General features: G+C 67.7%; 11 protein-coding genes. 9 read left to right on the forward strand and 2 right to left on the reverse strand.

The window, feature by feature from the left end:
- The first annotated feature begins 198 nt into the window (after positions 1-198).
- The 3 genes from LK06_RS19720 to LK06_RS19730 all read left to right on the forward strand — a co-directional run bounded on the left by LK06_RS19720 (position 199) and on the right by LK06_RS19730 (position 5,010).
- The gene (locus tag LK06_RS19720; RefSeq protein ID WP_039652665.1) at positions 199-2,007 is read left to right on the forward strand and encodes an ABC-F family ATP-binding cassette domain-containing protein; all 1,809 of its coding nucleotides are present in this window, start codon (positions 199-201) and stop codon (positions 2,005-2,007) included.
- Positions 2,008-2,342: 335 nt separating this feature from the next.
- Complete coding sequence (locus LK06_RS19725; protein ID WP_043406235.1) at positions 2,343-4,094, forward strand: outer membrane protein assembly factor BamB family protein; 1,752 nt, start codon at positions 2,343-2,345, stop codon at positions 4,092-4,094.
- Between the two features lie 223 nt (positions 4,095-4,317).
- On the forward strand, positions 4,318-5,010 hold the full coding sequence (locus LK06_RS19730) for a helix-turn-helix transcriptional regulator (RefSeq protein WP_043432351.1): 693 nt from the start codon (positions 4,318-4,320) through the stop codon (positions 5,008-5,010).
- Between the two features lie 99 nt (positions 5,011-5,109).
- On the opposite strand, the gene LK06_RS19735 is transcribed toward LK06_RS19730, so the two are convergent.
- Both LK06_RS19735 and LK06_RS19740 read right to left on the reverse strand, forming a co-directional pair.
- Positions 5,110-5,463, reverse strand: a complete 354-nt coding sequence (locus tag LK06_RS19735; protein WP_039652668.1) for a hypothetical protein — start codon at positions 5,461-5,463, stop codon at positions 5,110-5,112.
- A gap of 21 nt (positions 5,464-5,484) precedes the next feature.
- Positions 5,485-7,176, reverse strand: coding sequence for a sodium:solute symporter family protein (locus LK06_RS19740; protein ID WP_039652669.1), 1,692 nt, complete (start codon positions 7,174-7,176; stop codon positions 5,485-5,487).
- 178 nt (positions 7,177-7,354) lie between these two features.
- Between LK06_RS19740 and LK06_RS19745 the strand changes: the two genes are divergently transcribed.
- The 6 genes from LK06_RS19745 to LK06_RS33325 all read left to right on the forward strand — a co-directional run bounded on the left by LK06_RS19745 (position 7,355) and on the right by LK06_RS33325 (position 14,036).
- Positions 7,355-8,464: a galactose-1-phosphate uridylyltransferase gene (locus LK06_RS19745; protein ID WP_039652670.1), complete on the forward strand. Its 1,110-nt coding sequence runs from the start codon at positions 7,355-7,357 to the stop codon at positions 8,462-8,464.
- The gene (galE, locus tag LK06_RS19750) at positions 8,461-9,429 is read left to right on the forward strand and encodes a UDP-glucose 4-epimerase GalE (RefSeq protein WP_039652671.1); all 969 of its coding nucleotides are present in this window, start codon (positions 8,461-8,463) and stop codon (positions 9,427-9,429) included. Before LK06_RS19745 ends, galE begins: the two co-directional genes overlap by 4 nt.
- Positions 9,429-10,583 carry a galactokinase gene (galK, locus tag LK06_RS19755; protein ID WP_039652672.1) on the forward strand — a complete coding sequence of 385 codons (1,155 nt, stop codon included), beginning with the start codon at positions 9,429-9,431 and terminating at the stop codon, positions 10,581-10,583. Before galE ends, galK begins: the two co-directional genes overlap by 1 nt.
- Positions 10,584-10,757: 174 nt before the next feature.
- Positions 10,758-11,210: a hypothetical protein gene (locus LK06_RS19760; RefSeq protein ID WP_043432349.1), complete on the forward strand. Its 453-nt coding sequence runs from the start codon at positions 10,758-10,760 to the stop codon at positions 11,208-11,210.
- A gap of 5 nt (positions 11,211-11,215) precedes the next feature.
- On the forward strand, positions 11,216-13,387 hold the full coding sequence (locus tag LK06_RS19765; protein ID WP_043406227.1) for a hypothetical protein: 2,172 nt from the start codon (positions 11,216-11,218) through the stop codon (positions 13,385-13,387).
- Entirely contained in the window at positions 13,380-14,036 is a 657-nt protein-coding gene (locus tag LK06_RS33325; protein WP_159025321.1) for a hypothetical protein, read from the forward strand. Before LK06_RS19765 ends, LK06_RS33325 begins: the two co-directional genes overlap by 8 nt.
- The last annotated feature ends 184 nt before the right edge of the window (positions 14,037-14,220 follow it).

The raw sequence follows: 14,220 nt of genomic DNA on the forward strand, positions 1-14,220 counted from the left end.
AATGCGGCATGGATGTGGTGCTCCGGGCCCCGGTAACGGGCGGGAGCCCGCTGCCGACGGCAGCGGCAGCCGGTCTACCACGGCGGCGGCCGTACCCGCGACGGCGTCGTCACCGAGGGTGATCATGCCCTCGGCCCCGCCCGTACCCCCCTAGGCCCTACGCTAGAAGGCTGACCGATCCCCGCGCACAGGAGTGAAATGGCCGTCAACCTGGTCAATGTCGAGAACGTCAGCAAGGTCTACGGCACTCGTGCCCTGCTGGACGGCGTCTCGCTCGGCGTGTCGGAAGGGGACCGGGTCGGGGTCGTCGGACGCAACGGCGACGGCAAGACCACCCTCATCCGGATGCTCGCCAAGGTGGAGGAAACCGACACCGGACGAGTCACCCACTCCGGCGGGCTGCGGCTCGGAGTGCTCACCCAGCATGACTCCCTCGACCCCGCCGCCACCGTGCGCCACGAGGTCATCGGTGACATGGCCGATCACGAGTGGGCCGGCAACGCCAAGGTCAGGGACGTCCTGACCGGACTGTTCGGCGGATTGGACCTGCCTGGGTTCCCCAAGGGGCTGGACACCGTCATCGGGCCGCTGTCGGGCGGCGAGCGGCGCCGGATCGCGCTCGCCAAGCTGCTCATCGAGGAACAAGACCTGATCGTCCTGGACGAGCCCACCAACCATCTGGACGTCGAGGGCATCGCCTGGCTCGCCCGGCACCTGGGCAAGCGGCGTTCGGCGCTGGTGTGCGTGACGCACGACCGGTGGTTCCTGGACCAGGTCTGCACCCGCATGTGGGACGTGCAGCGCGGCGCCGTCTACGAGTACGAGGGAGGCTACTCCGACTACGTCTTCGCGCGGGCGGAGCGTGAGCGGATCGCGGCCACCGAGGAGGCCAAGCGGCAGAACCTCATCAGGAAGGAGCTGGCCTGGCTGCGGCGCGGGGCTCCCGCCCGTACCTCCAAGCCGCGCTTCCGGGTCGAGGCGGCCAACGAGCTGATCGCCGACGTACCGCCGCCCCGGGACCGCAGCGAGCTGATGAAGTTCGCCTCCTCCCGGCTGGGCAAGACGGTCTTCGATCTGGAAGACATCACCGTGCAGGCCGGGCCCAAGGTGCTTCTCAAACACGTCACCTGGCAGCTCGGGCCGGGCGACCGGATCGGTCTCGTCGGGGTCAACGGCGCAGGCAAGACCTCCCTGCTGCGCGCCATGGCCGCGGCGGCCCGTACGGAGGGCGAGGAGCAGCCGGCCGGCGGACGCATCGCCGTCGGAAAGACGGTCCGGCTCGCCTACCTCTCCCAGGAGGTCTCCGAACTCGATCCCGCCTGGCGGGTCCTGGAGGCCGTCCAGCAGGTCCGCGAGCGCGTCGACCTCGGCAAGGGACGCGAGATGACCGCCGGTCAGCTGTGCGAGACGTTCGGTTTCAACAAGGAGAAGCAGTGGACGCCGGTGGGAGACCTCTCCGGCGGTGAGCGCCGCCGGATCCAGCTGCTGCGCCTCCTCATGGACGAGCCCAACGTCCTTTTCCTGGACGAGCCCACCAACGATCTCGACATCGAGACCCTCACCCAGCTCGAAGACCTCCTCGACGGCTGGCCCGGTTCGATGATCGTCATCTCCCACGACCGGTTCTTCGTCGAGCGCACCACCGACCGGGTCTTCGCTCTCCTCGGCGACGGCACCCTGCGGATGCTGCCGCGCGGGATCGACGAGTACCTGGAACGGCGGCAGCGCATGGAGGAGGCGGTGGCGGCTCAGTCCGCCGCTGCGACGCCCAAGCCGGCCACGTCGGAGAAGAGCGCCGCCGACCAGCGCGCTGCGAAGAAGGAACTCCAGAAGATCGAGCGCCAGTTGGACAAGATCTCCGAGAAGGAATCCACACTGCACGCCCAGATCGCGGAGAACGCCACCGACTTCGCCAAGGTGGCTGACCTGGATGCCCGGTTGCGGGACCTCGCCGGAGAGCGTGAGGAACTGGAGTTGCGCTGGCTGGAGTTGGCGGAGGACGCGTAAGGGGGCGCGCAACTCGGGGCGTGCAGTGCGGGGTCGGGACATCCCGTCGACGTGAATCGGCCACTGTGCGCCCCCACTTCACCACACGATGTCCGGCTTTCCAGCGCCCCCTCCGCGCAACGCCGTAGTGTGCGGCGCGTGGAGGGGGCGTGGGGGCGCGTAGCAACGCCATCACGAGCGGGTCCTCCCTTGGAAACAGCGGTTCCTCCGGTCCCGTCCGCCATCGGTCCCGGGTGGTAGAAAAGGCCGTCTGTGAACTTTCTGAGGACGACCTTGCGTCCATCACACACCTCAGGGCGTGGCTAAGAATCAGTGAACGAGGGGGAAGAGCGCTGATGACTCAGCCGCCCAACCAGCCGCCCCACGGCGGATTCGGGCCGCCACCGGACCACCAGCCGCAGGGCGGTGGTTTCGGCGCGCCCACCACATCTCCTCCCCCGCACCCCGGGCTCCCGCCGCAGCAGCCACAGCCCGGTTACGGCTACCCCCAGCAGCCGGGCCCGTACGGGGCACCCGCCGCCCCCGGTACGCCGGGCCCCTACGGCTACCCCCAGCAGCCCCAGCAGCCGGGTTACGGCTACCCGGCGCAGCCGCCGACCGTGCCGGCGAACCCCTGGTCCGGGCAGGGCGGGGACGGCCGCCGGAACAGGACCGCGCTGTCCGTCGTCGTCGCGGCGGTCGTCGCCATCGCGTTGATCATCGGTGGCGGCATCTGGTACGCCAAGTCCTCCGGGGGCGACGGCAAGAAACACGACACCGGCACCTCGACCGGCAGCACGGGTGGCAAGGACGGTACCGGCGGTACCTCTGGCGGCTCTTCCACCGGAGGCACGGAGAAGGCGCCGGCCGACTCCGCCTCCAGCGTGCTGTTCAAGATCCCGATGCCCAAGACGGACGGCTTGGGCATCACGTCGGGCTCCTGGCTCACGGACAAGGTGTACGCCAAGAGCGGCATCGCCGAGATCGTCGGCTACGACCCCGCCAAGGGGAGCAAGCTGTGGACGGTCAAGCTGCCCGGGCCGATCTGCTCAGCCAGCAGCCACGTCACCTCCGACAACCGGACGGCGGTCGTCTTCCGGCCGAGGACGCCCGCGAAGAACACCTCGGTGGGCTGCACCCGGATCGCCGCGATCGACCTCGACGCGGGCAAGGCGCTGTGGATGAAGTCGGTCAAGACCGGTGACGTCCTGATGGACTTCTCCCATGTGACGGTCGGCCAGCGCACCGTCGCGGCCGGCGGCCTTGCCGGCGGAACCGCCCTCGACATCGATTCCGGCAAGCTGCTGTGGCGGCCGAAGCCGGACGGGACCTGCCGCGACCTGGGCTACGGCGGAGGTGCCAAGCTGGTCGCCGTACGCACGTGCGACCCGTACGGCAACGAGCAGCTGCACATTCAGACCATCGGCCCTGGGACGGGGAAGGTGATCTCCGACTACACGATGCCCTCGGGCATTGAGGACGCGTCCGTCGTCTCCACCGACCCGCTGGTGGTGGCGGCCGACGTCGGCCACAGCGCGGGCGACGGCAGCGGGGTGTCGGACTACTTCTCCATCGACAACACGACCGGCAGACTGCGCACCCGCATCTCCGCGCCCGGCGACACCTACGCGGGTCGCTGCAACGGCATCTCCCACAGCGAGGACTGCAAGGGGATCGTTGTCGGCAACGACAGGCTGTACCTGGCCACCGAGCGGCACGACGGCAACGTCGAGTACAGCAAGACCAACGAGATCGTCGCTTTCGACCTGGACACGGGCAAGCAGACCGGCCAGCGTGCCGCAGCCGGTGACGGCTACGCGCTGTACCCGCTGCGCATGGACGGCGGCAACCTGCTGGCCTACAAGTCTCCGCCGTACGACAAGGGCGGCCAGATCGTCAGCATCGACGGCGGCAGCTTCCAGACGACCAAGCTGATGGAGAACCCCGCCACGCGGTCCGTGCGGATGGCGGAGGCCCACATGCTGCCGGAGTTCGCGGAGATCCGCTTCGGGCATGGCCGCCTCTACATGTCGGCGGTGTTCGCCAAGAGGGTGGACACCGAGCACGGCGGGGGGTATCTGGTGTTGGCGTTCGGCACGGGCGACTGACCTGCCGTCGGCACCGCTGCTGGTCCCGCCCGAATGGGTGCCTTACCGAGAAGTGCCCCGGATTTCATTGATCCGGGGCACTTCTCACCATAGCGGCAGCAAGACGTCGAACAAGCGTGTAGCTTCCGGGGACATGAAGGGCGGGGGCCGGGGGCCCTCTGTCCTTGCGGGCCGGTGGGCGTCCATAGTGAGGGCATCCACCGGGAGACTGGGGGGTTGCTCTATGGGAGTACGGCTCATGGTCGTCGACGACCATCGCCTGCTCGCCGAGGCGCTGGCGTCGGCGCTCAAACTGCGCGGGCACCGGGTGCTCGCGGCGGCGGCACCGGCTGCGGGTGCCGCGGACCTGGTGATCGCGCGGGCACCGGAGGTGTGCCTGCTGGGCACGGCGGTGCCGGCCGAGCCGGGAGTCTTCGATCCGGTGGCGAAGATCAAGCGGGAGCGGCCGCAGGTGGCGGTCCTGGTGCTGGGCCCGGTGCCGTCTCCGCGGGGTATCGCGGCGGCCTTCGCCGCGGGCGCGTCCGGGTACGTACGGCACGACGAGCGGATCGAGGGGGTCGAACGGTCCATCATGAAGGCCCGGGCGGGCGAGGCAGCGGTGGCTCCGCAGTTGCTCCAGGCCGCGTTCGCCGAGCTGCTCAATCCGGCGGCCCAGCCCGACGACGAGGCCCAACGGCTGCTGGAGATGCTCACGCCGCGTGAGGTGGAGGTGCTGGTGCGGGTGGCTGATGGGGAGGACACTCGGCTGATCGCGGCAGGGATGGGGATCGCGCCGAGCACCGCGCGTACGCACGTGCAGCGGGTGCTGATGAAGCTGGGAGTGGGGTCGCGGTTGGAGGCGGCGGCGCTGGCGGCGAGGACCGGCCTCCTGGACCGGGCCGGGGCGCTGCGGCACGTGGCGGGGCCGGAGACGTGACGGCCTCCGGCACCCGCCGGAGGTCGGACGCTGCGGATGCCGGTCTGACGGGTGCGGGGAGCCGGCAGCGGGCCGCCGCGTAACCGCCCTCACCTGCGCTCACCCGTGTTCGGAAGGCGGCTCCTGCTCCGCCGGCTCCTTCGCAGGGAGTGGAGGCGGAGTCGGGCGCAGCTTCAGCCACACGAGGAAGAAGACGCCCAGCAGGAGCATCCCGATCCCGGTCCACAGGTTGACGTTCACACCCTCGGCCTTGTCGATGGCGGACTGGGAGTCGGTGATGCCGGTGAGCGTGACGATCACGCCGTAGAGCACGAACAGGCCGCCGATGATGCGGCGCAGGTCGAAGATGCGGGCCGCGGTCGCGGACTCGGCCTCCAGCTCGGAGACCTCCTGGGCGATGTCCTCCTCGGTGTAGTGGTGGTGGCGGCCAGGGTGCTCGGGGTGCTCGGTCATGGTTTCCTCGGTCCTCCCGCGTCAGAGCGAGAACGGGATGTAGCAGAGGGCGGCCAGGGCGATCGCGCCCCAGCCGAGCAGCGCGGGCCTGCGGTACCAGGCGTCGTCGCCGGCGGCGGGCGGTTCGGCCATGCCGGGGGACCGGGTGCCGTAGACCAGGCCTTGTAGTTCCTCGGTCGGCTTCGGGCTGGTGAACAGGGACACCACGAACATGACGACCGCACCGGCGACGAAGCCCGCGATCGCGGAGACGAAGTTGGCGCCCTGGTCGGAGGGGAGGGAGATGATGCCCTTCTTGTAGAAGACGAAGTAGTTGATCATCGCCGTGACGGTGCCCGCGAGCAGGCCCCAGAAGCCGGACTTGGCGGATGCGCGCTTCCAGAACATGCCGACGATGAAGACGGCGAACATCGGCACGTTGAAGAAGGAGAACAGCGTCTGCAGGTAGGCCATGATGTTCGAGAACGACGAGGCCAGGAACGCCGTGCCGATGGAGGCGCAGACGCCGACCACGGTGATCAGGCGGCCGAAGCGGACGTAGTAGGCGTCCTCGCGGCCGGGCACCGCGTACTTCTCCCAGATGTCGTTGGTGAAGACGGTGTTGAACGACGACACGTTGGCGGCCATGCCCGCCATGAACGCGGCGAGCAGACCGGTGACGGCGATGCCGAGCACACCGTTCGGCAGCAGGTCCTCCATCAGGTAGGGGATGGCGTCGTTGTACTGGTAGCCGGAGCCGGAGGTGCCGAAGCCCGGCACCAGCGCGGCGGCGACCAGGCCGGGGATCATCACGAGGAAGACGATGAAGATTTTCGGATAGGCGGCGATCAGGGGGGTCCGCTGACCCGCTGAGAGGTTCTTCGCGGACAGGGCGCGCTGCACCTCGGCGAAGTTGGTGGTCCAGTACCCGAACGAGAGCACGAAGCCGAGGCCGAGGACGATGGTCAGCCAGTTGGCGCCGAGCGGGTTGGCGGTGCCGACGCCGGTGCCGCCCCAGGCGGTCGTGAAGTTGCTGCCGTGGCTCGCGGTGAGCTTGTCGGTCAGGCCGCCCCAGCCGCCGGCCTTCTTCAGGCTCAGCGCGGTGATCGGGATGAGGGCGGCCAGGATCACGAAGAACTGCAGCACCTCGTTGTAGATCGCCGACGACAGACCGCCCAGGGTGATGTACGCGAGCACGAAGGCGCCTGCGACCACGATGGCGACCCACTGCGGCCAGCCGAGCAGCGCCTCCACGACGATCGCGAGGGCGTAGAGGTTAACGCCTGCGATCAGGACGGCGGCGAAGGCGAACAGGATCGAACTGAGCAGGTGGGCGCCCCGGTCGAAGCGCAGCAACAGGAACTCGGGGACCGAGCGGACCTTGCTGCCGTAGTAGAAGGGCATCATCACCAGGCCCAGGAAGACCATGGCGGGAATGGCACCGATCCAGTACCAGTGCACGGTGTAGGCGCCGTACTGCGCGCTGTTGGCTGCCATGCCGAGGATCTCGGTGGCCGCCAGGTTCGCGGAGATGAAGGCGAGGCCCGTGATCCAGGCGGGCATCGAGCGGCCGGAGAGGAAGAAGTCGAGGCTGGTCTTCACCGAGCGGCGGGCCGCGAATCCGATGCCCAGGACGACGGCGAAGTAGATCGCCAGGATCGTGTAGTCCAGCCCGTTGGTGGGGAGCCGTAGTTCCGCCGCCAGGTGGGTGGGGGCGTGTGTGGGGGTCTGCATGAGAACTCGCTTCGTCGCGCGAACTGAGCCAGAGCGGAACCTGCACCTCCGCATCCCGTCATTGAACACGCCGCATGACGGACTTTGTTTGATTGTGATGGGCCTGGGTGTGGTCGAGTTGTGGTCTGTTGTGTTTGATTGTGTTGAGCGATGGGGTGGTGCCGAACAAGGAGCCCGCGTGAAGAGGACCTCGACCCAGCTGGCCGACGGTCGTGAGCTGATCTACTTCGACCTCCGTGACGACACCGTGCGGGACGCGGTCGACCGCCGCCCGTTGGGCCGTACGGTCACCACGTCCGAGATCCGCCACGACCCGCTACTCGGCGACTCGGTCGCCGTCGCCTCGCACCGCCAGGGCCGCACGTACCATCCGCCGGCCGACGAATGTCCCCTCTGCCCGACACGGGGGGACCGGCTCAGCGAGATCCCGGACTCGACGTACGACGTGGTCGTCTTCGAGAACCGCTTCCCGTCCCTCGCCGGCGACTCTGGGCGCTGCGAGGTCGTGTGCTTCACCTCCGACCACGACGCCTCGTTCGCCGACCTCACCGAAGACCAGGCGCGTCTGGTGCTGGACGCCTGGACGGATCGCACCTCGGAGCTGTCCCAGCTGCCCTCCGTCCAACAGGTCTTCTGCTTCGAGAACCGGGGCGCCGAAATCGGTGTGACCCTGGGCCACCCGCACGGGCAGATCTACGCCTACCCCTTCACCACCCCCCGCACCGCGCTGATGCTCCGCTCGCTGTCCGCCCACAAGGAGGCGACCGGTGGGGACAACCTGTTCGACGCCGTCCTGGAGCGGGAACTCGCCGGAACGCGGGTCGTCCTTGAGGGTGAACACTGGGCGGCCTTCGTGCCGTACGCTGCGCACTGGCCGTACGAGGTCCACGTGTACCCCAAGCGCCGTGTGCCCGATCTGCTGGCCCTCGGCGAGGCGGCACGCACAGAATTCCCCCAGATCTATCTGGAACTCTTGAGGCGCTTCGACCGGATCTTCGCCAAGCGGGACGGAGGGGAGAGCACCGTGCGGGACGCAGCCGGGAACCCAGGGGGAGCACCGCCCACGCCGTACATCGCGGCCTGGCACCAGGCCCCGTTCGGCGCGCTGGAGGAGTTCGGCGGTGTCCTGCGGGACGACTTCGCGCTGCACCTTGAGCTTTTCACCGTCCGCCGTACTTCCGGCAAGCTCAAGTTTCTCGCGGGTTCGGAGTCTGGCATGAGCGTGTTCATCAACGACGTGCCGCCGGAGCGCGCGGCCGAGCGACTGCGAGAGGTAGCGAGTTCATGAAGTACCTGGTGACGGGTGGCGCGGGTTACGTCGGCAGCGTGGTGGCCCAGCACCTGTTGGAGGCCGGCCACGAGGTCACCGTCCTCGACAATCTCTCCACCGGCTTCCGCGAGGGCGTTCCGGCCGGGGCCGGGTTCGTCGAGGGCGACATCCGTGACGCCGCGAAGTGGCTCGACTCCTCCTACGACGGCGTGCTGCACTTCGCCGCCTTCTCGCAGGTCGGCGAGTCGGTGGTGAAGCCGGAGAAATACTGGGACAACAACGTGTCCGGCAGCATGGCCCTGCTCGCTGCGATGCGTGAAACGGGCGTCCGCAAGCTGGTCTTCTCCTCGACGGCGGCCACGTACGGCGAACCCGAGCAGCTCCCGATCGCCGAGACCGCCCCGACGAAGCCGACCAACCCCTACGGCGCCTCCAAGCTCGCCGTCGACCACATGATCACCAGCGAGGCGAACGCCCATGGCCTGGCCGCGGTCTCCCTACGCTACTTCAACGTGGCCGGCGCATACGGCGCGTACGGTGAGCGCCACGATCCCGAGTCGCACCTGATCCCGCTGGTTCTCCAGGTCGCCCAGGGCCGCCGTGAGGCGATCTCCGTCTACGGCGACGACTACCCGACCCCAGACGGCACCTGCGTCCGCGACTACATCCACGTCGCGGACCTGGCGGAGGCCCACCTGCTGGCCCTGGCGGCGGCGCGCCCGGGGGAGCACCTGATCTGCAACCTCGGCAACGGCAACGGCTTCTCCGTCCGCGAGGTCGTCGAGACCGTCCGCAAGGTTACCGGCCATCCGATCCCCGAGGTCGTCGCCCCGCGCCGGGGCGGCGACCCGGCGGTCCTGGTCGCCTCAGCGGACACGGCCCAGGAGAAGCTCGGTTGGAACCCCTCCCGCGCGGACCTCGCGGGCATCGTCGCGGACGCCTGGGAGTTCGTCCGGCACAACGCAGGCAACCGGGAGCAGTAGTGGGGGCACAGCGGGTCGCGGAGCGCTTCACCGAGCTGTACGGGGCCCGGCCGGAGGGAGTGTGGGCGGCTCCGGGCCGGGTCAACCTGATCGGCGAGCACACCGACTACAACGACGGCTTCGTCATGCCGTTCGCGCTGCCCCACCAGGCGATCGCCGCCGTTGCCCGCCGGGACGACGGGCTACTGCGCCTGCACTCGGCGGACGTCCAGGGCGGGGTGGCGGAAATGTCGCTGGACACCCCCGCTCCGCAGGGCGCCGGCGACTGGACGGCATACCCGGCGGGCGTGGTCTGGGCACTGCGCGAGGCGGGCCACGAGATCACCGGCGCGGACATCCACCTGTCGTCGACGGTCCCGGCCGGCGCGGGCCTGTCCTCGTCCGCCGCTCTGGAGGTCGTGATCGCCCTGGCGCTGGACGACCTGTACGAACTCGGCGTCCAGCCCCGGCAGCTGGCCCGCCTCTGCCAGCGCGCGGAGAACGTCTACGTTGGCGCCCCGACCGGGATCATGGACCAGATGGCCTCCGCGTGCTGCACCGTCGGGCACGCGCTGTTCCTCGACACCCGCGACCTCTCCCAACGGCAGATCCCCTTCGACCTCGCGGCCGGGGGACTGCGCCTGCTGGTGGTCGACACCCGGGTCAAGCACGCCCACAATGCCGGCGCGTACGGCAAGCGCCGTGCGGGCTGCGAGAAGGGCGCCGCCCTGCTCGGCGTCGACGCCCTCAGGGACATCCCGTACGCCGACCTGGACGCGGCCCTCGCGCGCATCGGCGACGAGGAAGAGGTCGTCCGCCTGGTCCGGCACGTCGTCACCGAGGACCATCGGGTCGAGCGGGTCGTGGAACTCCTGCGCGCCGGTGAGATCCGCGCCGTCGGCCCGGTCCTCTCCGAGGGCCACGCCTCGCTCCGCGACGACTTCCGCGTCTCCTGCCCCGAGCTGGATCTGGTCGTCGACACCGCGCTGGCGAACGGCGCCCTCGGCGCCCGGATGACCGGCGGCGGCTTCGGCGGCTCGGCGATCGTCCTGGCGGAGGCCGCCGAGGTGAACGCGGTCACCAAGGCGGTCGAGGAGGCCTTCATCGCGGCCGGCTTCACGGCTCCACAGATCTTCGAGGCGGTGCCTTCGGCCGGGGCCCGGCGGGTGAACTGACGCACCGGTTCCCGCCGCCTGCACCGCCTCGTCCGCGACCTGCGGTTGCGGGAGGCCTCGTCACCCGTCACCAAACCACTCGCCCGGGTAAGGGGCTTACGCGGGCCGGTAACGTACGACGCCGTCACTACTGCATGCCCGATGGCACACCGGGAGATCAGGGGGAGCCCACACATGGCCTGGGAGGAATGGGAGCAGCTGAAGGCCCAGGCGGCCGACCCGCGCCATTCCACGCGGATGCAGCTCAACCAGTATGTGGCCGCACCGGGAGGTGGCGGCGATACCAAGGGCGATCTCGTGGTGGGGCACAAGGATCTCGAGGCGGTTGGCAAGGCGGCCCATGACCTGTTCGACGACTTCACAAACTACAGCGGCCACGCGCGTGTGGCCTCCGAGTCCGCCGCGGGCGGGCTCAAGGGCGAGGGTTTCGCCCTCGGAGGCGCGCTGGAACACGTGACAGAGCGTTGGAATGAGCAGGCCAGAACTCTGCTGGACGCCTGCGCCCACATCTCCAACCACCTGCGGTACACCAAGAACCAGCATGCGGCCGATGATTCCTACATCGCCGGCGCGGTCAGCAGCATCGCCACCCTCGACGAGGGTTTCGACAACCGGAGGGGCTACTGACGCCGATGGATCTTGATGCACTGCGCCACGGCAGCTTCGCCAAGCTCGGTGAAGCGGTCGCCGACTGGCAGCAGATGACGAAGAGACTCGGCGACCTGAAGAAGGACGCCGAGGAGAACCTCAAGGCCAAGGCTGACAAGGCCAAGTGGGCCGGAGCTAACGCCATCGTCACCCGCGAGTTCATCACCAGGACCGCCGCTGAGTTCGCCGACGCGCACACCCAGGCGGATTCCATCACCAAGATCCTCAGCGACACGCACGGCGAACTCATCAGCTACCGCACCCAGCTGAACGACGTGATCGCGCAGGCCGGGAAACAGGGACTGCTGGTACTCGACACCGGTGACGGGTCCTTCGCCGTCATGGGGAAGACCCGTCCCGACTGGGCGTCCGACCCCAGCGGAGGGACCGGCCTGGTGGACCAGACGGTGCTGGACGGCTTCCGCAACGAGATCCAAGGCGTCCTGACCAAGGCGACGCAGAGCGACAGCAGCGCCGCGAAGGCCCTCCGGCTCCTCGTGGACCAGGCCAAGTACGGTTTCACGGACGCCTCCTACACGGACCGGGACGAGGCGGCCAAGGCCGTCGCGGCTGCCGGGAAGCTGGCATGGATGGCCAAGCACCCAGCTGACATGTCCCTCGACGACGTTGCCGCCTTCAACCGCACGATGGACCAGTACCACGACGACCCCCTGTTTGCAGAACAGTTCGTGACTCGCCTGGGAGCCAAGGGCACGCTCCAGTTCTGGACCGAGATGACCCACTCCCATGCCGGTGCCAGGGGCGCGGAACTGGAGACGATGAAGGACCTGCAGACCAGCTTGGGCCTGACCCTGGCCACGGTGTCCTTCTCGGACTCGGACGCCATGCGGGTCTGGAAGAAGGATCTGATCGCCGAACGCAACATCAACTTCCGGGCCACCGACTCGACCAGTGCTTTCGGCGCCCTCGGCTCCCAGGTCATCAGCAGCCTTCTGCACCAGGGCCAGTTCGACACCGAGTTCCTGGACGACTACCGCGAGAAGCTGTTCAAGGCGGACAAGGCAGCAGGGGACTCGGGCACCCATGACCTGTGGGCCAAGGGGTACGACTCCCTGGACCTCGTCTTCGGCGGCGGCAATGGCCGGGACCCGCTGGAGGGGCTGTTCGACGGGCTGTCCCACAACCCCGAGGCGGCCCAGCACGCCTTCGAGTCCAAGTCGGACCTGGATCACATGCTCGGCACCACCAGATTCACAGACCGGGAAGAGACCCTCGGACGCGCCATGGAGGCTGCCGTCACCGGCGTCGCCGACGGTGACACCACCTCCATGGCCCCGCCGCACAGCGCGACCCAGGTCAAGATCATGGCCAACATCATGCATGCGGTGGCCGACCCCGACGGAGGCGCGGACCTGGCGACCAGCGGGCTCGGCGAGAGCTTCGGGGATATGGCGGCGGCTTACATGCCGGAGATCAGCCATGCGCTCGCAGGGCCTGGTTCGGAAGCTGTCTTCGTTACGAACAGCGAATCACCTTCCGGGTTGAGTCTTCCAGACGTCACTCGTTTTCTCTCGGCAACATCTGCAGATCCTTCCGGAAGAGCAGGAGTTATCTACGGAGAAAGTATCTACACTGGCAACCTGGTTGAGGCGCATCTTTCGAATCCAGCCTTGTTTGATGGAAGTCACAAACAAGTCCTCACTGATATCGGCAGAAACGCTGGGATTATCGAGGGTATTGTTGGGCACTCTGCTGCGAATGCGGAAGTTGATGGAGCCATCAATGGTGAGAGAGATTACAACGATGCTATGCAGCAAAAGGGGGACTATGCAAAAACGTGGGTTGCTATTGGTGTGAGCTTCGTCAAGGTTCCCGAAAGGCTTGGTGGGGACGTGATGGGAGCGTTTGTCGGAGGTGGTGTCGGGGCTGTTGCTGGAGGCGCTGTTGACCGTCTGGTAGAAGGTCAACAACTTGACGGCGCCAAAGACGAGGCCCTGTATCGCTCGAGTCGTGACCTGTTCATGATGCGCGATTCGGTGAGTCAGCAGACACAGTGGTCAGTGGAGGATGCCTTGGTCCGAAATGACGTAGACCTGCCGGAGGATGCAATCAAGGACACGATGCGGCAAGCCGTCAACGATGGCTGGAAAGACAGCGACTACTACTTGAATCGCTCCAAGGCGCAATATGAGTGAAGAAGTGCTACAGAAAGACGGAAAGTCGCGAATTGTGAGGGGGTTCGCCATTTGTCTGGCGGTAACGGGACTTGTGGGCGGCGGCTTCTTCCTGTTCTTCTCAAAGGGGCTTTATCTTCTTCCAGAAAAGGTGTGTGACCATGCTGTGTCGCGGGACCTTGTGATTCAAGTTCTGCCACGTGCGCGATCAGCAGAGGAATGGGCTGATCAAGATGGCGTGGGGCGTCGATTTTCTTTTGCTTGCCGCGTTTCCACCAGCGGTGACTCGATTCTGTCGGGGCAGGTGGATCTTCGGGATTCGTCTGAATCCGCGTGGGAAGATCACTATGGGAGTCTTGCAGGCCACCGTATTGTGACAACCTCGAAAGACGGTGTCGAAGCACTGGCGCAGATGGATGGCGATATCGGCTCCGCTTCCATCTATGTCCCTTGCGCTCCGGCGAACGTCGAGGAAGGGAGCGCGTCGCAGGCCTATGCCTTGGTGGCGGAGGCCGGTGTGACCGGCAAGAGCAGGGCCACCGGCGCCGAACTGCGCCAGGCCCTGACTGACTTCGCCTACCAACTCACCCAGCGCGCCTACGGGCTGGCCGAGTGTAAGACCCCTCGTGCGTTTCCCGAGCAACTGCCCCGCTACAAGGATCGCCGATGACGGATGAAGAGATCGTCGCTCAGTTCGACGGCCGTGGGCGGGTGCACATGCGGTTCCACTGCGTCGACGCAGACCTCCGCCGTGCCGAGGAGATCGCTCGCGCACTCGGCTACCGGCTGCTCTCCGGCACAACCCTTCCGCGGCGCGTGAATCCCCCGCGAGGAGGCAGTGTTGTCTGCTGGTA

Origin of the sequence: Streptomyces pluripotens, assembly GCF_000802245.2 — a bacterium.
Classification (GTDB): Bacteria; Actinomycetota; Actinomycetes; order Streptomycetales; family Streptomycetaceae; genus Streptomyces; species Streptomyces pluripotens.

Bases quoted from the DNA above. Each gene is read 5' to 3' on its own strand.
- LK06_RS19730 (WP_043432351.1), top strand. From the start codon at position 4,318: ATGGGAGTACGGCTCATGGTCGTCGACGACCATCGCCTGCTCGCCGAG.
- LK06_RS19760 (WP_043432349.1), top strand. From the start codon at position 10,758: ATGGCCTGGGAGGAATGGGAGCAGCTGAAGGCCCAGGCGGCCGACCCG.
- galE (WP_039652671.1), top strand. From the start codon at position 8,461: ATGAAGTACCTGGTGACGGGTGGCGCGGGTTACGTCGGCAGCGTGGTG.
- LK06_RS33325 (WP_159025321.1), top strand. From the start codon at position 13,380: ATGAGTGAAGAAGTGCTACAGAAAGACGGAAAGTCGCGAATTGTGAGG.
- LK06_RS19725 (WP_043406235.1), top strand. From the start codon at position 2,343: ATGACTCAGCCGCCCAACCAGCCGCCCCACGGCGGATTCGGGCCGCCA.
- LK06_RS19735 (WP_039652668.1), bottom strand. From the start codon at position 5,463: ATGACCGAGCACCCCGAGCACCCTGGCCGCCACCACCACTACACCGAG.
- LK06_RS19740 (WP_039652669.1), bottom strand. From the start codon at position 7,176: ATGCAGACCCCCACACACGCCCCCACCCACCTGGCGGCGGAACTACGG.
- LK06_RS19720 (WP_039652665.1), top strand. From the start codon at position 199: ATGGCCGTCAACCTGGTCAATGTCGAGAACGTCAGCAAGGTCTACGGC.
- LK06_RS19765 (WP_043406227.1), top strand. From the start codon at position 11,216: ATGGATCTTGATGCACTGCGCCACGGCAGCTTCGCCAAGCTCGGTGAA.